This is a genomic window from Bacillus altitudinis 41KF2b (assembly GCF_000691145.1).
GTDB classification, from domain to species: Bacteria; Bacillota; Bacilli; order Bacillales; family Bacillaceae; genus Bacillus; species Bacillus altitudinis.
This window is the reverse complement of sequence record NZ_ASJC01000010.1, coordinates 21,543-40,539: the sequence shown is the minus strand read 5'-3', so window position 1 is coordinate 40,539 and position 18,997 is coordinate 21,543. Positions and strand designations below refer to the sequence as shown.

The 18,997-nt window shown below is 42.3% G+C and carries 17 protein-coding genes; 5 read left to right on the top strand and 12 right to left on the bottom strand.

Annotated features, from left to right (window positions below; genetic code table 11):
- Positions 1-35 precede the first annotated feature (35 nt).
- Together cax and BA79_RS15110 are read right to left on the bottom strand one after the other, a co-directional pair.
- Positions 36-1,103 carry a calcium/proton exchanger gene (gene cax, locus BA79_RS15115; protein ID WP_035703687.1) on the bottom strand — a complete coding sequence of 356 codons (1,068 nt, stop codon included), beginning with the start codon at positions 1,101-1,103 and terminating at the stop codon, positions 36-38.
- Positions 1,104-1,168: 65 nt separating this feature from the next.
- Complete coding sequence (locus BA79_RS15110; RefSeq protein WP_035703685.1) at positions 1,169-1,546, bottom strand: OsmC family protein; 378 nt, start codon at positions 1,544-1,546, stop codon at positions 1,169-1,171.
- 75 nt (positions 1,547-1,621) lie between these two features.
- Here BA79_RS15110 and BA79_RS15105 point away from each other — a divergent pair, with 75 nt between their 5' ends.
- Together BA79_RS15105 and BA79_RS15100 are read left to right on the top strand one after the other, a co-directional pair.
- On the top strand, positions 1,622-2,785 hold the full coding sequence (locus tag BA79_RS15105) for an MFS transporter (RefSeq protein WP_035703683.1): 1,164 nt from the start codon (positions 1,622-1,624) through the stop codon (positions 2,783-2,785).
- A 14-nt stretch (positions 2,786-2,799) separates the two neighbouring features.
- Positions 2,800-3,309 carry a GNAT family N-acetyltransferase gene (locus BA79_RS15100; RefSeq protein WP_035703681.1) on the top strand — a complete coding sequence of 170 codons (510 nt, stop codon included), beginning with the start codon at positions 2,800-2,802 and terminating at the stop codon, positions 3,307-3,309.
- A 207-nt stretch (positions 3,310-3,516) separates the two neighbouring features.
- Here the strand turns inward: BA79_RS15100 and BA79_RS15095 are convergent, their stop codons facing one another.
- From BA79_RS15095 to BA79_RS15085, 3 genes are read right to left on the bottom strand one after another with little or no spacing between them, the layout of a single operon-like run.
- Positions 3,517-4,335, bottom strand: coding sequence for a YihY/virulence factor BrkB family protein (locus BA79_RS15095; RefSeq protein ID WP_035703678.1), 819 nt, complete (start codon positions 4,333-4,335; stop codon positions 3,517-3,519).
- A gap of 18 nt (positions 4,336-4,353) precedes the next feature.
- Positions 4,354-4,686: a hypothetical protein gene (locus BA79_RS15090; protein ID WP_035391343.1), complete on the bottom strand. Its 333-nt coding sequence runs from the start codon at positions 4,684-4,686 to the stop codon at positions 4,354-4,356.
- A gap of 20 nt (positions 4,687-4,706) precedes the next feature.
- Positions 4,707-5,177 carry a low molecular weight protein-tyrosine-phosphatase gene (locus tag BA79_RS15085; RefSeq protein WP_008341755.1) on the bottom strand — a complete coding sequence of 157 codons (471 nt, stop codon included), beginning with the start codon at positions 5,175-5,177 and terminating at the stop codon, positions 4,707-4,709.
- Positions 5,178-5,351: 174 nt separating this feature from the next.
- Here BA79_RS15085 and BA79_RS15075 point away from each other — a divergent pair, with 174 nt between their 5' ends.
- Entirely contained in the window at positions 5,352-6,707 is a 1,356-nt protein-coding gene (locus tag BA79_RS15075; protein WP_007496593.1) for an alanine/glycine:cation symporter family protein, read from the top strand.
- A gap of 75 nt (positions 6,708-6,782) precedes the next feature.
- Positions 6,783-6,998 (top strand): DUF1128 domain-containing protein, encoded by a 216-nt coding sequence (locus BA79_RS15070; RefSeq protein ID WP_008341757.1) that lies wholly within the window; start codon positions 6,783-6,785, stop codon positions 6,996-6,998.
- Positions 6,999-7,105: 107 nt separating this feature from the next.
- On the opposite strand, the gene BA79_RS15065 is transcribed toward BA79_RS15070, so the two are convergent.
- On the bottom strand, positions 7,106-7,624 hold the full coding sequence (locus BA79_RS15065) for a type 1 glutamine amidotransferase domain-containing protein (RefSeq protein ID WP_007496591.1): 519 nt from the start codon (positions 7,622-7,624) through the stop codon (positions 7,106-7,108).
- A 254-nt stretch (positions 7,625-7,878) separates the two neighbouring features.
- Between BA79_RS15065 and BA79_RS15060 the strand changes: the two genes are divergently transcribed.
- Positions 7,879-12,159, top strand: coding sequence for a multifunctional 2',3'-cyclic-nucleotide 2'-phosphodiesterase/3'-nucleotidase/5'-nucleotidase (locus BA79_RS15060; RefSeq protein ID WP_035703674.1), 4,281 nt, complete (start codon positions 7,879-7,881; stop codon positions 12,157-12,159).
- A gap of 97 nt (positions 12,160-12,256) precedes the next feature.
- On the opposite strand, the gene BA79_RS15055 is transcribed toward BA79_RS15060, so the two are convergent.
- From BA79_RS15055 to BA79_RS15030, 6 genes are all read right to left on the bottom strand, one after another.
- Positions 12,257-12,691 (bottom strand): hypothetical protein, encoded by a 435-nt coding sequence (locus BA79_RS15055; RefSeq protein WP_035703671.1) that lies wholly within the window; start codon positions 12,689-12,691, stop codon positions 12,257-12,259.
- A 64-nt stretch (positions 12,692-12,755) separates the two neighbouring features.
- Positions 12,756-13,472, bottom strand: coding sequence for a trehalose operon repressor (gene treR / locus BA79_RS15050; RefSeq protein WP_007496585.1), 717 nt, complete (start codon positions 13,470-13,472; stop codon positions 12,756-12,758).
- 19 nt (positions 13,473-13,491) lie between these two features.
- Positions 13,492-15,192, bottom strand: a complete 1,701-nt coding sequence (treC, locus tag BA79_RS15045; RefSeq protein WP_035703668.1) for an alpha,alpha-phosphotrehalase — start codon at positions 15,190-15,192, stop codon at positions 13,492-13,494.
- Positions 15,193-15,207: 15 nt separating this feature from the next.
- A complete protein-coding gene (gene treP, locus BA79_RS15040) occupies positions 15,208-16,641 on the bottom strand; it encodes a PTS system trehalose-specific EIIBC component (protein ID WP_035703666.1) in 1,434 nt (477 codons plus the stop codon).
- 162 nt (positions 16,642-16,803) lie between these two features.
- Positions 16,804-17,190: a DnaJ family domain-containing protein gene (locus BA79_RS15035; protein WP_035391356.1), complete on the bottom strand. Its 387-nt coding sequence runs from the start codon at positions 17,188-17,190 to the stop codon at positions 16,804-16,806.
- 82 nt (positions 17,191-17,272) lie between these two features.
- Entirely contained in the window at positions 17,273-18,997 is a 1,725-nt protein-coding gene (locus BA79_RS15030) for a methyl-accepting chemotaxis protein (protein ID WP_025206923.1), read from the bottom strand.

The window sequence follows — 18,997 nt, the reverse complement described above, 5'->3', positions numbered from 1 at the left end:
TATTTTCCCGAAAGACGTCCCTTATCCACAAAAGATTATAAAAGGAAAAATCCAATCGCCATAATGAAATAGGCAGCGAGCAATGTAGCACCTTCAAACCAGTTCGTATCCCCATCATTTGAAAGGATGACCGTCAGTAAAACAGAGGATGCCATGGCAATGAGCTCTGGTAATGAGAAGATCAGTGGCATTTGCTTTTCAAAAAACAGAGAGCTGATCACAAGGATCGGTGCGACCATCATGGCGACTTGAAGCGTGGAACCGAAAGCAATTTCCACTGCGACATCCATTTTGTTTTTATACGCCATAATCACAGCAGAAGCGTGTTCTGCTGCATTACCGACAATCGCAACAATGATGACCCCGATAAACAGTTCACTCCAGCCAAACTGTTCTCCGACCGTGTCAAATGTATGGACGAGCCGCTCTGAAATATACGCCACAGCAATTGTCGCAAGGAGTAAAATCGCCGTGGCAAACTTCCCAGACCATTCTGGTGTCTCTTCTTCCGTCGCGGCTCCCCCTTTCGCAATTTCTTGCTTAGCAACATAAACACCCCTGTGGCTGACAAGTTTGAAATAGAGTGCTGCGACATAAAGCAAAATCATCACAATGCTAATGCCAATACTTAAAACAAATTGACGATCTTCTGCCATCCCCATAGAAAAGACTTCTGGAATGACAAATGCCACAATAATCGCAAACATAAGCAGCCCAGAGTTATGCCTTGCATCGTGGACATTGAACTCTTGTCGTTTAAATTTCAATCCGCCAACGAAAAAAGACAGTCCAGCCACAAGCAGTAAATTGCCGATTACTGAGCCAGTGAGTGAAGCAAGGACAATGGCGGTGAGTCCTTGTTTTAATGCAAAAAATGAAATGATTAATTCTACTGCATTTCCAAAAGTAGCGTTTAATAACCCACCAATTCTTGGTCCCGCTATAATGGCAAGACTCTCTGTCGCTCTTCCCATAAAACTTGCAAGACCGATGATGGCGATACAATAGACGGCAAACATGACAGCCTGCGGGAAATGAAGAAAACTACCAATTACAGATAATGGAACACCAATTGCGACAATCACAAGAAACAAACGATTCATACAGCCAATCTCCTTTACATCATATCTGACTGTTATTCTTTCGTGAGTGCCGGCATCATATACATTTAGATTCGTTCGTGTGAAAGGGTGATATCAATCGTTCCTTTCACGGATTGCACCATGGAGCAATGTTTCAACGCAAGTTTCATTACTTTTTCCAGCTGTTCATCAGAGGTGCTGATGCTTTCAAAGATCATATGTAAATGAATATGAGTGATTTTGTTTACAGTTCCTTCTCTTGTCGTTTCAGGTGTAATGGTCAGCCCTTGATAGGATATTCGTTTTTTCCGGCATACATGAATGACCATTTCTCCAAAACAGCCCGCAATAGCCGAGGTGAACAATTGATACGGCCTGTATCCCGCTTCTTCATTTCCTGAAATATGTAGCTGCCTTTGATCAGCATTTGCGATCCACCGATCATTTTCGTATATCAGCTTCATTCCTTTTCCACCTTTCTATTGAAACCCCTATGGTTCCATTGTACGATGAAAGCATGAACTTGTAAGGAGCTTCTTATGTCGAGAATTCATTTTATGATTTTAATTTTACTTGTATCCGTATCTGGTTTTTCACAGGGAGCGTTACTACCTGTTATTTCAATTATTTTCGAACATGCCGGCACTTCCCCGACATTAAACGGACTGCATGCCACCGGCTTATATCTCGGCGTGCTGCTTGCGTCTCCTTTTATGGAAGCGCCGCTTCGCCGCTTCGGATTTAAACCATTAATCGTCATTGGGGGCGCTGCTGTCTTTTTAAGTTTGTTTAGCTTTGTCTTTATTGAATCTTATATCGTCTGGTTCTTCTTGCGGCTGATGATCGGCATCGGTGATCATATGCTTCATTTCTCCACACAGACGTGGGTAACCTATGCCTCATCATCTAGAAATCGCGGGCGAAATATTTCATTGTATGGGTTATCCTTTGGTCTCGGTTTTGCCGCTGGCCCTTTTTTAACACCACTCATTGAAATCAATCCATCCTTGCCGTTTATTGTGTCTGGTGCAGTTAGTTTGTGTATTTGGCTGCTTGTGTTTGTTTTAAAAAATACATATCCTGATACAGGTGAAATGCAGACGTCAGAGCAGACAAATAGTTTGAAGCGCTTCAAGAAGGCGTTTCAATTTGGCTGGGTAGCGTTTATGATGCCGTTTTGCTATGGCTTTTTAGAGACGACGCTCAATAGTAATTTCCCTGTGTATGCACTGAGAAGCGGGGTGACGATAGATGCTGTTGCGTTTATTTTACCTGCGTTTGCGATTGGGAGTATTGTTTTTCAGCTTCCACTCGGGATGCTGAGTGACCGTTTCGGCAGACGACGCATGATTTTAGTTGTGACACTCGTCGGTTCATTCTTTTTCCTTTTAGCAGGGATTTTCATTCAGTCCGTTTTGGCTGTTGCGATCTGTTTCTTTATCGCAGGTATGGCTGTAGGTTCGACCTTCTCACTTGGCATCAGTTATATGACAGACTTATTGCCAAAGCATCTGCTGCCTGCTGGGAATTTGATGTGCGGGATGGCGTTTAGTGCAGGAAGTATTCTCGGTCCGGTTCTTGGCGGATTCTTTGTGCAGACGTTTGAGGGCATGAATTTACTTTACCTTGTCAGCATTGTGATTTTATTTGTGTTTTGTTGTGTTCGATTTGGGAAGACGCTGGCAGTGGTTGAAAGTAACTAAATGGAGGATCTATTTTGTTTACATTTAACATTTCAGATGACTTAAAATTGGCGTGTTTACAAGTAGCCGATGCAGAGGCATTATTTGCACTTATCCAGCAGAATAAAGATCACTTGGGAGAGTGGCTACCATGGGTGAATCACTGTCATCGCATAGAAGATGTTCAATCATTTATTCAATCTGCCCGCGCTGCCTATGCTGAAAAAAAAGATATAGAAGCGGGTATCGTATTAAACGATCAATTAATCGGTGTATTCCGCATGACGTTTCAGCATCGGATAGGCAATATTGGGTATTGGATTGGTGAAGATGCGCAAGGGCAAGGTATTGTGACCAAAACAGTGAAATGTATGACAGATGCCTTTGCTCCTGAAGTCGATGGATTTGAAATCTTTTGTCCTGTTGGGCATGTCAGAAGCGAACGTGTTGCGATGAAAGCAGGCTTTCAGCTCGATCCAAACTATCAGCCAAAGCCTGATGCAGCTTTTCTCCTGAAGCGTTATATACGGAAATTGAATCATTAAAAACTCCCCTGCACCTATGCAGAGGAGTTTTTTCATCTAGTGATACCCATTTTGCCCATTCGCACTTCCGCTTGTTTTGTGCTTTGGCTGATGGCCTTTGTTTTGTTTTGTGTTGCTTCCGCCTTTTTTAGATTGTTTAGACATTCGTTATTCCTCCATCCGTCAAGATTGAACAAGTTCGTTCTTCTTTAGGATGCCCGGTTTTCTTCACACCTTGCCTGGTACGATTTTACGCTTATGTAAAAGCGCATTGAGCTCGCCGCCGAGGATGATCATAATGCCGGTTAAATAAAACCACATCATTAATATAATGATTCCCCCAATGCTTCCGTACATCGCACTATAGTTGGCAAATTCGCCTACATAAAATGAGAACAGCATGCTGACGAGAATCCAGCCAACAGAGGCAAATATGGCACCCGGCAGCACAAATTTCAATTTCAGCCTGATGTTAGGGGCAAAATAATATAGGGATGTAAAAACAATCAGTAAAATCAGTGGACTAATAATCCATCTCATGGCGGTCCAAATGGTGAGAAAGGCATCTGACTGTCCTACTAATTTGGCAACGAATAAACCAAGCTCTTTTCCAAAGACAGGCAGCATCAAGGCAAAAATAATCGTAAGCACCATCGCAATGGTTAAGATGATCGATGTTAAACGTACGAGAATGAAGGAACGATTTTCCTCAACTTCGTAAGCGTGGTTAAATGCTCTGACCACCGCATTAATGCCGTTGGATGCAGACCAGAGTGCCGCAATAATCCCGAATGACAACAATCCGCCGTTACGGTTATTCAGTGTCTCTTCGGCAATGGATTCAATCATCGAAAGCGCTCCCTCTGGCGCATAACCAGAAATGACGCTTAGAACATCCTTTGATGTCAGCGGCAAATAACCAACAAGCGTCAGCACGAAGATGAGAAACGGAAATAATGAAAGCAAAAAGAAATACGCAAGCTCAGCTGATTTTGCCGGTCCTTCATGCAGCAAAAAGCGTCCAATTAACGCTTTAACAAAACCCATACGCCTCATCTCCAATGATCAATCTTTCTGTTTCTTTTGAAAGTGATCCTTTGTTTCTTCAATAATCTCTAATACCTTTGGTGTTGTTTCCTTTAACTGATTCACCTGTTCATTCAGAAAAGACAAATCATCTGAGACCGTTCTCATCAATTGCTTCGTTTCTTCCATTTTTTCCTTCACGCAAGCAGACATCTTGCCAGGCTCTAGGCGGTATTCATCCAGCTTTTGCTGGCAGTCATTCCATTTTTCTTTCAGTGCAGTTCTTGTTGGACGATGAAATAATGTCAGCAATATGCCGCAGGCTGCGCCTATAACAGCTCCCCGAAGCACGATTTGTTTGTTCTCTTCCATCTCATCTGATCTCCTTTCAGTTAAAGGTGTTTCTCTTTTTTTACATACGTCAAAAAACGATCAATTCCTGTTTCAATTAAATCATGTACTTCCTCAAAGTTCCCAGTGTAATAAGGATCTGGCACATCGTCTCGATCGTCGTCTTCTACAAAGTCAAGAAGACGGCCAATAAAGTGATGTTTTCCATAGCCGGCTAAACTGCGGAGGGCGCCTACATTTTCAGCATCCATCGCAATGATATAGTCGTATGTGGTGATATCCTTATCCATGATTTGTCTTGCCGTCATTCCTTCATAGCTGATACCCTTTTCATCAAGCAGCTTTCGTGTTCCTTCATGCGGAGGACTGCCTTGATGCCAGCCGCCAATGCCTGCTGAATCAATCACAAAGTGTTCACTCAGCCCTTCGTCTTCAACTCGTTTTCTAAACATCGCCTCTGCCATCGGTGACCTGCAAATATTGCCGAGGCACACAAATAATACATGAATCATCCTTCATTCTCCTCCTATCTTTTCCCTAAGAGTCCCATTGGAAAACCTTTTCTCTATCATATCAAGCCCTTTTTCTTTTGGAAACTTTGCAAGAAAAACTCCCATCGGCATTGACAAATTACACAAAAACAGGAGAAACTTTAGGAGAATTACACAAACAAAGGGGGACATTAGATGGGAATCATTGAGCAATTTGTCACGACGATGAACAATTTTTTGTGGGGGCCTCCCCTGTTAATTTTAATTGTTGGTACTGGAATCTACCTCACCTTTCGCGTTCTCTTCATTCAAATTAGATTACTTCCTTATTCTTTAAAGCTCGCTTTTTCAAAACAAGACAAAACTTCAGAGGGAGATATCTCCCATTTCCAAGCATTAATGACGGCTCTTGCTGCAACTGTCGGTACAGGGAATATCGTCGGTGTTGCCTCAGCTGTCATTGCAGGTGGTCCTGGTGCAGTATTTTGGATGTGGTTTGCTGCATTTTTCGGGATGGCCACCAAGTTTGCAGAAGCTGTTCTGGCTGTAAAATACAGGGTCAAAAACGAAAAAGGCGAAATGTCTGGCGGACCTATGTATTATTTAGAGCATGGCTTAAAACAGAAATGGCTAGGGGTGCTATTTGCTGTTTTCGGTGCCAGTGCTGCCTTTGGGATCGGCAACCTGGTACAGTCTAATTCCATCTCAGGCGTCATGAATTCTACTTTTCAAATTCCAACTTGGGTAACAGGTATCATCATTACCGCCTTTACGGCACTCGTGATTTTAGGCGGAATTAAAAGTATCGGCCGAGTGACATCTATTTTTGTACCAGTCATGGCTTTATTTTACGTCATTTGCGGGCTCATCATTCTTGTCATGAATGCTGATCTTGTTCCTGGCGCAGTCAGTCTTATTTTCTCAGATGCTTTTACAGGTCAAGCCGTGGCAGGTGGTGCGATTGGAACCGTTATTCGCTGGGGTGTCGCGCGAGGCGTCTTTTCCAATGAAGCTGGTCTTGGATCAGCACCAATTGCTGCTGCAGCTGCGAAAACGGATATGCCTGCCCGTCAAGCTCTCGTCTCTATGACGCAAGTGTTTATTGATACCATCATTGTTTGTTCTATCACTGGCATTACGATTGTCATGGCAGATATGTATTTAACAGAAAAAAGTGATGCGCTGACTTCGTTATCCTTTGCTCACTTCCTCGGTCCAGCTGGCTCAACCATCGTGGCAATCGGGCTGCTCCTGTTTGCTTATTCAACCATCATTGGCTGGTCCTATTACGGGGAAAAATGCTTTACATATTTGGCGAAGGATTCGTACGTCATGTATTATCGTATCGTGTTTGTGATAGCTGTCTTTTTCGGTGCCGTGTTTAAGAATGACTTCGTCTGGGGCGTAGCAGATATGCTCAATGGACTGATGGCCATTCCAAACTTAATTGGACTCATCGGTTTATCAGGTGTTGTGGTGTTTGAATCCAAACGAATCATTGATAAGATCAAAGAGGAGAAAAAGGAAAAAAACATTTCAGTGTCGTCATAATAGCCCTTTTATTCTTTTGCTTTTCTGTTAAAATAGACATATTATTCGACACATGCAGGAAAGGACGTGCCGCCCTTGTCACAGCAAAAAGCGGCTGAAGTCAATCAGCTGATTGAAGACATTTCGCAAAAGCTCAATATGCTGAATATTGGAGTCATCAAAGCAGAAGACTTCAGTCCAGATAAGTATGAAGATATTGAATTTCTTCACCAAATGGTGATGAAAAAATCTTCATTCAGCCCAAGTGAAATGCAAGCCATTGCAAGCGAACTGAAAAGCTTAAGAAAATAATCGTGCACCTGATACTGAATTGCGGTTGACGCCGCTTTCTTACATCCATGCACAGAAAAAGCCAGCACCCCGCAAGGTGCTGGCTTTGTTTATCCTGTCAAAACTACTTATTTGGCGAGCAGTTTTAATGATTCACGGTTAAATGCTGGAATGTCATCAGGTGTACGGCTTGTGACAAGCTGATCCTGACAAACGACGACTTCTTCATCTTTGAATTTGGCGCCTGCGTTTTCCATATCTACTTGAATGGATGTATAGCCGGTCGCGCCTCTTCCTTCCAGCGTCTTCGCTGTAATAAGCAATTGCGGTCCATGACAGATCGCAAATACTGGTTTTTTCTCGTCCATAAAGGCTTTTGTGAATTGCACGTAGCGATCATCCGCACGCAGAATGTCTGGTGAGAAGCCGCCAGGAATCAGAAGTGCATCGAAGTCTTCTGGTTTCACGTTATCGATAGACGCATCGACTCTTACTTCTGCCTCTCCTTGCTTTCCTTTCACTGTTTTTCCTTTTTCGTTTTCAATCACTGTGATCTCATGGCCTGCGTCTTTAAAGGCTTTTGCAGGCTCGGTGAATTCAACATCCTCAAAGTAATCTGTTAAGACAACTGCAATTTTCTTACCCATGTAGAAACCCTCCTGCTTGATTATCGTTTACACTACACACTATACCCCCGCCAATTGAAATCAAACATCCTATCCCTATGAGAAAACCCCCTTTCAGAAAAATAAGCATTTAGACTCATTCACATCCCCTTAACAAGGTAATTGGTATGATTTATGTTATCTTTACAATAATCTGCAAAAAATAACTACAAAAGTTAACGAAACATTTCTACAATAGGTATTGTGGTCAAAAAAATTAGAAAGGCGGAGATCAGGTGAAGAAGCAAGCACATAGGTCTAAACGAAGGAAAAACCTGTCTATTCTGCTCACTTCCATGATGTTGATTAGTCTCATTCTCCCAGCAGTACCTACTCATGCAGAAACAGAAAGCGGCAGTGCCGTAAAGGTCAGTATCTTAGCCACAACGGATGTTCATGCGAACATGATGAATTATGATTACTACAGTGACAAAGAAACAAATGAATTCGGTTTGGCAAAAACAGCCGAGCTGATTGACAAGCACCGTTCACAAAATCCCAATACACTCCTTGTTGATAACGGAGACCTGATTCAAGGAACCCCTCTTGGAGAATACGTTTATAAAAATGAAAAAGACAGCATCATCAATCAAACAAAGGTTCACCCCATTATTCATACACTCAACAAATTAAAATATGATGCAGGTACACTCGGCAATCATGAATTTAACTACGGTTTATCTTTTCTTGACGGTACCATTGCGGGCGCCAACTTCCCGATTGTCAATGCGAACGTCAAAAAGTTAAACGGAGAACACCGATTTACTCCTTATGTCATTCAGGATAAAACCTTTAAAGATGCAAACGGAGCCTCCCAAACTGTGAAAGTCGGTTACATAGGATTCGTACCACCACAAATTATGACGTGGGATAAGAAACATTTAGATGGACAAGTTCAAGTGCAAGATATTGTGGAGTCTGCCAATGAAACCATTCCAGAAATGAAAGCAAAAGGCGCAGATGTCATCGTCGCTCTTGCTCATACAGGAATTGAAAAAACAGCTTCACCTAAAGGATCAGAAAATATGATCTTTGACCTTGCCACGAAAACAAAAGGCATTGATGCGATTGTGTCTGGCCACCAGCATGGCACATTCCCAAGCGCTGAATATAGCGGCGTTGACAAATTTGATGTCGCAAAGGGAACCATTAATGGCATTCCTGTCGTCATGTCAAAAAACTGGGGAAGCTACCTCGGGGTCATTGATTTAACGCTAGAACCAGACGGCAGCAACTGGAAAGTCACAGACGGAACAGGCAAAATCGAATCCGTTGCCGGGGTGACATCTCAAAACAGTACAGTAAAAGATGCCATTCAAACAACTCACCAAAACACCCTGGATTATGTCAGAAAGCCAGTTGGAAAAACAGAAGCAGACATTAACAGCTTTTTCGCTCAAGTAATGGATGACCCTTCTATTCAAATCGTGACAGATGCCCAGAAATGGTATGCACAAGAAAAAATGAAAGATACTTCGTACAAAAACTTGCCGATTCTCTCTGCGGGTGCGCCATTTAAAGCCGGCGGACGCAACGGTGTGAACTATTATACAAATATCGCAAAAGGTGATTTAGCGATTAAAAACATCGGTGATCTCTATCTTTACGATAACACCGTACAGATTGTAAAACTAAAAGGCAGTGAAGTAAAAGACTGGCTTGAAATGTCTGCAGGTCAGTTTAACCAGATCAAACCAAATACTTCAAATGAACAGCCTATTTTAAACGAAGAATACCGCTCATATAATTTTGATGTGATCGATGGTGTGACGTACCAAGTAGATGTCACACAGCCTGCTAAATACAGCACAACGGGCACACTTGTTAACGCTAGTGCGAACCGCATCAAAAACTTGTCTTACAACGGAAAACCCGTTTCTGACAATCAAGAATTTTTAGTCGTGACAAACAACTACCGTGCATCTGGCGGCGGAGGCTTCCCGCACCTCACACAAGATAAAGTGGTGCTTGCCTCAGCAGATGAGAACCGCCAAGTGCTGATGGATTATATTATTGAACAAAAAACCATTAACCCAAGCGCAGATCAAAACTGGTCCATTGCACCGATCAAAGGCGCAACCGTCACTTTTGAATCTTCTCTACTTGCAAAACCGTTCGCAGAGAAATCAAACAGCGTCGACTTTATTCGAAATGCCAGCACAGACGGACTTGGCGTGTACAAGCTAGCGTTTAAAGATGATGATACAACAGAACCACCTGCAACAGACAATTGGCATTTAACGGTGATGCATACAAACGATACACATGCCCATCTGGATGATGCAGCAAGACGCGCAACTAAGATCAAAGAAGTTCGCGCCCAAAGCGAAAACAATATTTTATTAGACGCTGGAGATGTCTTCTCTGGTGATCTCTATTTCACAAAATGGCAAGGACTTGCCGATCTGAAACTGATGAACTTAATGAAATACGATGCCATGACGTTTGGGAATCATGAATTTGACAAAGGTCCATCTGTCCTTCGTCAATTCCTGACAGGTGATGCATCCAGCGTAGATGCTCAAAACCGTCACCAGTTTGAAAAACCGAACTTCCCGATCGTGTCATCAAACGTGAATGTCTCTAAGGAAAAACAGTTAAGCGATTTAGTGAAAAAACCAGCAACATTTAAAGCTGGTGAGAAAAAAGAAGCTGGCATTTACCCTTACATTCTACTTGATGTAAATGGTGAAAAGGTCGCTGTATTCGGTCTAACCACTGAAGACACAGCCATTACATCCAGCAGTGGTCCAAACATTCAATTTCAAGATGCATACAAAAAAGCAAAAGAAACAGTCAATACCATTCAAACTGAGGAAAAAATTAATAAAATTATTGCGCTTACACATATTGGCTATAACCGTGATCTAGAACTGGCTCAAAAAGTAGATGGCATTGATCTCATCATTGGCGGTCACACCCACACCCTTGTTGAAAAATTAAAGGTCATCAATAAAAAAGAACCTACGATTGTTGCGCAAGTAAAAGACTACGGACAATTTTTAGGAAAAGTAGACGTGGCCTTTGACAAAAAAGGCGTCGTACAGCCAAAAGAATCTACTTTTGACCTCATCACGATCGACGACTCTGTGAAAGAAGATGCGGACGCAAAAGCGATTCTTGATCAGTACAAAGCAGATATCCAAGATTTAAAAACCGAAAAAGTCGGGACGTCAGATGTCTTTTTAGATGGACAACGTGAACACGTCCGTGCAAAGGAAACGAACCTTGGAAACTTTATTGCAGATGGCATGTTAAAGAAAGCACAAGAATCTGCTGGGGCTGACCTTGCCATTACAAACGGGGGTGGTATTCGAGGCAGCATTGAAAAAGGAGTTATCACATTAGGGGATATTTTAACCGTGATGCCTTTTGGAAACACACTATATGTCGCAGATTTAAAAGGCAGTCAAATTAAAAAAGCGCTTGAACAAGGGCTTTCAGGCATTGAAGAAGGCGGAGGCGCATTCCCTCATGTAGCTGGCATTGAATATACGTTTACACTGAGTAAACCGGCTGGCAGCAGACTGATTGATGTCAAATTGAAAGATCAAAATGGCAATCTGACTGACATTGATGATCAGAAAACATACCGCGTGGCGACTAATGCATTTGTCGGCACAGGCGGTGATGGCTACAGCGTCTTTACAGAAGCGTCTCATGGTGAAGACTTAGGCTATGTTGACTATGAAATTTTCAAAGAGCAAATTGAACAGGCAGACGGTCATATTTCTCCAGTCATCGACCATCGAGTGAAAGAAGTATTCCTTCCTCGCTTGAAAGGAAAAGGCGCCTATGACATTCAAGATGATGAGAAATTCCAAACGTATGTGCAGCATACGAACAAAGCATTGCTCTATTTAGACAAAGCAACCGAAGCGAAAAAGGTTCAATTGTCTCTATCAAAAGGGCAAGTAGCTGAACTGAAGAAACGAGAGCAAGATCCAAACGTCACCATCTATCATGACAAAGTCGGTCTAGCATTACCGCTCTCCAATTTGTCAGAGCAACAAGCAGATATATCAATGGCAAAAACAAATAAGGTGAAAAACGCATTAACCGACACTTACGATTTCCAAATCAAACAAGATCAGAAAAATGTGTCTACCTTTAAAGATCCCGTCACACTGTTCTTTACATTAGATGCGCCTGAAAAAGCGAAAAAACCAGGTGTCTATTATGTCGATCGTGAGAAAAACCACTATGCCAAAACAAGTAACGGTTCATTCGAAAACGGGATTGTCTCAGGTAAAACGGAGCACTTTAGTGAATACACCGTACTCAATCAAAGTGAAGCGGCTGGAACAGCTCCAGACCAAAATGGCGGAGACGGTGGAACTTCTGCTCCAGGCGGTTCGAATCCAAATCAGGATGGAAGCGGCTTACCAGGCGGCACTCTGCCGAATACTGCAACGATGATGTATACAGCGGTATTGATTGGCTTACTCATGCTCGCCTCAGGCGGTATCCTTTATTACTACCAGCGCAAGCGCACACGAAACAAAGTATCATCTTAATCGAAAAGGACAGAGCATTGGCTCTGTCCTTTCAGATTGTGGACAAAGGGCTAAAATGTACTTTATTTTAGCCCTTTGTCTTTTTTCCATCTCACTATCAATCTTGGGATAAATACATCCAATGACGGTCATCAAATTCTTTCACATCATCTGACCCTATATGACGCAGCATTCTATTAAAGAACGTGATATCATCTTCATCATCAACGGCATATAAATCCTCTTGAACATATTCTCTCGTAATGAAATTCGTTAAGTTCGTGTTATTCACAAATTCAGCAAAGTACGATTTCACAAGGGTTAAATCTTCTTCATTTAATATTTCATCACTGATAATTGAAAGATGAAATACATTCAAAATCGCTTGAATGTCTTCTTCATCCATATAACATAATAGCTCTAATTTTCTATCTTCTTCCGTAAACGGTTTTCGCGTGTCTTCAATGATGACATAACATAAAATCCTGTGATCTTTCATCACGCTAAAAATTTCTAAATCTCTTAATTTTAATGGTCTATTCAGTCTGATCATTTGTCCTCCTAGAATGTTGCTCTTGTTTCCCTAAAACCTGAAATAGACAGAGCCTCGGCCCTGTCTACTTCTCTCTTCTAGCAAAATCCACGAACCTGAAACGATCTAGGCGGTGGCGGCTTTCTGTGTATTGGAATAGACTCGTATCCTCCAAGAACACATAATTCTTCACCACTACCACATGATCAAACCCGTTCAAATCGAGATACCTTTCATCTTCTTCAGTACATGGCTCGACCACAAATTCCTTTTGAGCATAACTAATCGAGACCCCAAGTTCTCCTTCAATATACTCGTAAATCGATCCTTCACAAATGTCCTTAGACAAGACCTGCACATGTTTTTGCAAAAAGTAATCTTTGTCTAAAATGACTTCTTCTCCGCTAATATTGCGAGAGCGAATCACTTCCCAAACGTCCTCCTGCCCACTGATTTTCAGCTGAGACTGAATATACTGATCTGGCTTGATTAAACCGAACTCATGAACCGTTGTTACCGTCTTTCGCCCAAGCGTTTGGGAAAGCTCTTTAAAGCTGACAAGACCCGAAACTGGGAACTGCATTTTCTCTCGATTCAGCAATACTGAGCCTTTCCCACGAATTTTTTGGATATAGCCATTTTGCACAAGGATGTTTAATGCCTTTCTCACCGTCTCACGGGATGTGTCATACATGACAGACAGCTCATGTTCTGATGGGAGGATGCCTTTATCCTGCCATTCACCTTGTTCAATTCGTCTTGCGAGCTGATCATAAATCACTCGAAACTTATTCTCTTTCATTTTCCTTCCGCCCCATTTACTAGCGTTTGGTTAAATGATAAACGATTGACTCATATGGGCGCAACGTAAATCCCTTGATATCTGCCGGCACATCCTCATAATTGGACAGCAGGACTTGCCCTTCCATTTCATTGACATCCTTTGCAAGCTCATCTGGAAGTGTAAAGTCCGTCTCGCCTGCATAAAAATGGTTGATCACGAGAATCTTCTCATCTTTGCCTTCTCGCACATACGCAAACACCTTTGGATCATCTGAAAGCAGTAAAGTAAAGCTCCCATAGGTGATCACATCAAGTTCTTTTCGAAGTCTGCAAAGGGCTTGATAATGATAAAAAATCGACGTCTCGTCTTTTAATGCAGCTTCTACTGAAATATCGTTTTGAGCTGGTTCAATCCAAGGTGTACCTTTTGAGAATCCCACATTTTTTTCCGACGTCCATTGCATAGGTGTCCTTGCGTTATCTCTTGATTTGACCTGTAAAATTGCCAAAGCTTCTTCCTTTGTTTTCCCTTTTTCAAGCATGACTTCGTACATATTGAGTGATTCGATATCGCGGTATGACGAAATGTCCTCAAAGCGAGGATTCTTCATCCCAATTTCTTCACCTTGATAAATATAAGGAGTGCCTTGCATCAAATGAATGGTGGTCGCCAGCATCTTCGCTGATTGCTGATGGTACGTGCCATCATCACCGTACCTTGACACGATGCGCGGCTGGTCATGGTTACACCAAAAGAGTGCGTTCCAGCCGCCACCCTCATGCATTTTCATCTGCCATTCTGACAGAATTGATTTCAACTCTAGAAAATCAAATGGCGCAATGGCCCACTTTTCACCGTTAGGATAGTCAACTTTTAAATGATGAAAATTAAACGTCATATCCAGCTCCTGCCGATCAGGTCTTGTATACCGAATGCAGTCTGCAATATTCGTTGAAGACATTTCCCCCACGGTCATGCTATCGTATTTCGAAAACACTTCCTGGTTCATTTCATGCAAGAATTCATGAATTCTCGGCCCATCTGTATAGTACATACGTCCATCACCTTGCACTGATTGCCCGGCATCATCTAAAAAGCGTTGATCCTTTGAAATGTTATTGATGACATCCAGTCTGAATCCATCGATCCCTTTTTCAAACCAAAAGTGCATGATGTCATATACTTTCCTGCGCACTTCATCATGTTCCCAATTGAGGTCTGCCTGGGTAACATCATATAAATGAAGATAATAGTCACCTGTCGCTTCATCTAATTCCCACGCTGGTCCGCCAAACTTTGACTGCCAGTCATTCGGAGGAGAGCCGTCCGCTTTCGGCTCCTTCCAAATATAATAGTCTCGATACGGGTTCTCCTTCGACTCTCGGGAGGCTTGAAACCACTCATGGAAAATCGACGTATGGTTCACGGCGAGATCCATGATGACACGGATCCCTCGTTCATGTGCTTCTTTCAGCATGTGCTCAAAATCAGCCATTGTGCCGTACATGTCATGGATTTTTGTATAATCACTAATATCATAACCATTGTCATGCTGTGGTGACTCATACATAGGGGTCAGCCAAATACAATCCGCCCCTAGCTCTTTGATATAGTCGAGCTTTTTCGTCACGCCATTGATATCACCTGTACCAGAGCCTGTTGTGTCTAAAAAGCTCTTCGGATAGATTTGATAGACCACGGCTTTTTTCCACCACGGTTCGTTTGTTTGTTGATTCAATTTCCTTCACCACCACTAGTTAAGTTCTTGTGATACATCCTTCTTTTTAAGTTTTGCATATAAAAGGGTACCAATGAATGGGACGATCAGCACAATCACCATTCCGATGGCAAATGCCCCCCAATATTTCGGAATGATCGAGAAGATTCCTGGAATGCCTCCAACGCCGACTGAACTTGCCAGTACCCCTTGTGAGGCAATAAACATACCAGCTATCCCTGAACTGATCAGGGCAAAAATAAACGGGAATCTATAGCGCAAGTTCACCCCAAACATCGCCGGTTCAGTAATGCCCAAGTAAGCAGAAATACTTGATGTCAGCGAGAGCCCTTTTTGCTTTTCATCTTTTAAGACAAACATCATCGCAAGTGCCGCTGATCCTTGAGCAATATTAGACAAGGCGAGCATTGGCCATAGGAACGTGCCGTGCAGTTTTGAGTTAATCAGCTGAATATCGACTGCTAGGAACGTATGATGCATCCCTGTAATGACTAACGCTGCATACAATCCGCCATATAAAAGACCGCCAAGTGCTGCGAATTGCTGGAATACGGTGACGAGTCCAGATGTTAAAACGTTTCCGATCGCAAATGTAACGGGACCAATGACGATAAATGATAAAAATCCAATGAGCAGTAATGTAATTGGTGCAACAACTAACAGCTGAATACTTTCAGGTGTCCGTTTTGTTATAAATAATTCGAGCTTTGCGAGTAAATAGGAGGCAACGAGTATCGGCAGAACTTGCCCTTGATAACCTACCTTTTGCACTTCAAGTCCAAACAAATTCCAAACAGGAATGTCACCTGTCTTTTCCGCCGCTCCATATCCCCACGCATTCAACAGATCTGGATGTACAAGCATCAGTCCAAGGACCATCCCTAAAAGTGGATTACCTCCAAACCGCTTGACAGCCGACCAGCCGATTAATGCTGGCAAAAAGGTAAAGGCAGTGCCTGCAATCAAGTTGATCATATTCGCTAAATCCGCCCATGCCGGATACACATCCACAATGGATTTTTGATCAAAGAAAATATCAGGAGCTGTTAAAATATTATTAATCCCCATCAATAAACCGGCTGTCACGATAGCTGGAAGGATTGGAATGAAGATATCTGCAAGCGTTTTCACCGCGCGCTGAAGTGGGTTTAATTTCTGATCAGAGGCACGCTTGACGTCCTCTTTTGTCGCTTCGCCGATTCCCGTCTGTTTGACCATTTCGGCATAAACCCGATTCACCACTCCTTGACCAATGACCACTTGGTATTGGCCATTCGCTGAGAAAGATCCCTTCACTTCATCAATTTGTTCTAGTGCTTTCTCATCCACCTTAGCTTCATCTTTTAGCACAAAACGAAGTCTTGTCACACAATGTGTGGCTTGATCAATGTTTTCTTTGCCGCCAATGGCTTTCACAATCTGATCTGCCGCTGCCTGATAATCAGCCATGCTATCCCCTCCGAGATCGTTTTTTTATAAGAAAAAAGAATCAAAACTTGTATATACATGTTCACTTCATATTTTATATTTGTATATACATGTAGTCAATAAGCAAATGTAGCGCTTTCATAAAAAAAGCTCCCTCAATGTGCTCAGAGAGGCAGCGTGTCATCATCTTTTTTTATGCTCCGTTAGTTTTTCGTAGACCCTATTCTTATAAAAGGAGGAGGCTGGTCGAGCAAACGTTTGGCGCTTGGATGTGAGTTCATCGAGGCGTTTTTGTTTTTCCTCACATACGAGAGAGAGTTTTTTTCTTTCTTCTCCATCTATACTCGTTTTCAGTAACTCTTTGACCGTCATTAGTTCTTTTTTCAAAGCGGTTTCTTCCCCGGCAAAGCCAGCATTTTTCATGATTCGATAGCCCATCCTCAGCTCTTCTGGTACATGAGCAGCATCATCCTTTGGCAGAGGTTTCCCAAAGCCTGATAGTCCTTCAAAAGCTCCATGGTCCATCGCCTTTTTGATCCGTTCTTCTGACAATCTCTGCGCAAAATCCATGACACGTCTCCTTTCAGATCGTCTGATATTTTGGTTAAGCATAGCAAAAAAGCTGACTCTCTCACAAGAGCCAGCTTTCTCGTTATTTTTTGTCGATTTTAAAAGTAGATACCATTTGTGCCAAGTCCTCTGACATGTCAGAGAGCTGTTCAATCGCACTTGAAATTTGCTGCATGCCAGCACTTTGTTGTTCTGTTGCTGCCGCTACTTCTTGAGAGCTTGCCGCATGTTCTTCTGACACGACCGAAATTTGTTCAATCGATGTAGAAATTGTTTGATATGCTCGTTCTACCTGCTGAATAGATTGAAGCAAATTGTTCGTTCTGCTTGCAAATTGAGACACTCCATCATAAATACCAGCGAAGTTCTGCGAGGTGCCTTTCATTTGCTCACGGCCTTCTTCCACTGCTTTACTGCTTTCCTCCACGCTTTCAAGGACACGCTGACTATTTTCCTGTGTGCCAATGACTAAGTCTGAGACCGTTTTAGCTGCATCAGCTGACTGTTCAGCTAACTTACGGACTTCATCAGCCACAACAGCAAATCCTTTTCCTTCTTCTCCTACACGTGCTGCTTCAATAGAAGCATTCAGTGCAAGCAGATTCGTTTGCGCTGAAATGTCCGTAATAATGGAGATGACACTTTCAATTTCTGTTGAATGTGATTGCAATTCTTCTGCCGCTTGCTTGGAGCTTGTCATCATGTCGTGTAACATGTTGAGATGTTCAAGCACATGCTGCACCAATTTTTGACCAGATTCTGACTGCTCTTGTACTTTTGATGAAACAGATTTCATTTCATCCACTTCTTTTGTCACGCCTTCGATTTGAGTATCGATTTCCGCAACAGATGTTGTGCAGTCTGTAATGTTTGCGACTGAATCATTGATTCCTTCACTCATATTCGTCATCGCTTCTGACACTTGTTGTGCACTTTGACTAGATTCCGTTGTCACTGTGCGAAGCTGTGAAGACATTTTCGACACTTCACTTGATGAGTTTGAGATCTGTCCAATAAGCTCTTTGATCCGTCCCTGCATTTTCTGGAAGGAAGCCGCTAATTGACCGATCTCATCTTGACTTTGAACTTCTACCATGCCAGTTAAATCACCATCTGCAATTCGATCCGCTGATTCCATTAATGAGCGTGCTGGTTTTGCAATTCTTCTTCCCATGAAGAATGAGAAGAGTAATCCGCCGATGAGCACAATCGCAGATGCTACTGTAATATAAATTGTCAGCTTTTTCGTTGTTGCTGGAACAACAGACGCATCTAAGTCAATTCCTAAAATCCCCGTGAGTTCACCGCCTGAATCTTTAATTGGTAAAAAGACGGATTTATGAGTCCCATACGAATCAACGTAAATATCACTTTTGACCATTTTATCTTCAGAAAGAGCTTGTTTCATTTCATCTGAAAAGACATAATCTTGATCAAAATCATTGTCTTCCCCTGTTAGTACGATGATTCTTTCTTTGCCGCCCTTATTTGATAACACGTATAAGTTCTCAAGCGTATGATCTTTTTGTAGTTCTGTGAATTTCTTTTTGATCTCCACATAAATGGGATCATCCTTCCCGCTAATGCTAAGGACATTTCCATCAATATTATCGATTTCTTTTTTCGCTGTATCAATATCTGTTGTTAATCGATAATCAAATTGCTTTAATAATTGGGAAGATAAATCCTGGCTAACTAAATAAAATGTTAGAACGAATAATGCAACGGTTGCGAGTAATGTTACGACAACGACTGACATGATTTTGGAGGATATCGTAAGTCCTCCAAACTTCCTTTGTTTCGCCAT

Excerpts from the sequence above, each read along its gene's own strand:
- cax (WP_035703687.1), bottom strand. The coding sequence starts at position 1,103 with ATGAATCGTTTGTTTCTTGTGATTGTCGCAATTGGTGTTCCATTATCT.
- BA79_RS15110 (WP_035703685.1), bottom strand. The coding sequence starts at position 1,546 with ATGAAGCTGATATACGAAAATGATCGGTGGATCGCAAATGCTGATCAA.
- BA79_RS15105 (WP_035703683.1), top strand. The coding sequence starts at position 1,622 with ATGTCGAGAATTCATTTTATGATTTTAATTTTACTTGTATCCGTATCT.
- BA79_RS15095 (WP_035703678.1), bottom strand. The coding sequence starts at position 4,335 with ATGGGTTTTGTTAAAGCGTTAATTGGACGCTTTTTGCTGCATGAAGGA.
- BA79_RS15090 (WP_035391343.1), bottom strand. The coding sequence starts at position 4,686 with ATGGAAGAGAACAAACAAATCGTGCTTCGGGGAGCTGTTATAGGCGCA.
- BA79_RS15085 (WP_008341755.1), bottom strand. The coding sequence starts at position 5,177 with ATGATTCATGTATTATTTGTGTGCCTCGGCAATATTTGCAGGTCACCG.
- BA79_RS15075 (WP_007496593.1), top strand. The coding sequence starts at position 5,352 with ATGGGAATCATTGAGCAATTTGTCACGACGATGAACAATTTTTTGTGG.
- BA79_RS15065 (WP_007496591.1), bottom strand. The coding sequence starts at position 7,624 with ATGGGTAAGAAAATTGCAGTTGTCTTAACAGATTACTTTGAGGATGTT.
- BA79_RS15055 (WP_035703671.1), bottom strand. The coding sequence starts at position 12,691 with ATGATCAGACTGAATAGACCATTAAAATTAAGAGATTTAGAAATTTTT.
- treR (WP_007496585.1), bottom strand. The coding sequence starts at position 13,472 with ATGAAAGAGAATAAGTTTCGAGTGATTTATGATCAGCTCGCAAGACGA.
- treP (WP_035703666.1), bottom strand. The coding sequence starts at position 16,641 with ATGGCTGATTATCAGGCAGCGGCAGATCAGATTGTGAAAGCCATTGGC.
- BA79_RS15035 (WP_035391356.1), bottom strand. The coding sequence starts at position 17,190 with ATGGATTTTGCGCAGAGATTGTCAGAAGAACGGATCAAAAAGGCGATG.
- BA79_RS15030 (WP_025206923.1), bottom strand. The coding sequence starts at position 18,997 with ATGGCGAAACAAAGGAAGTTTGGAGGACTTACGATATCCTCCAAAATC.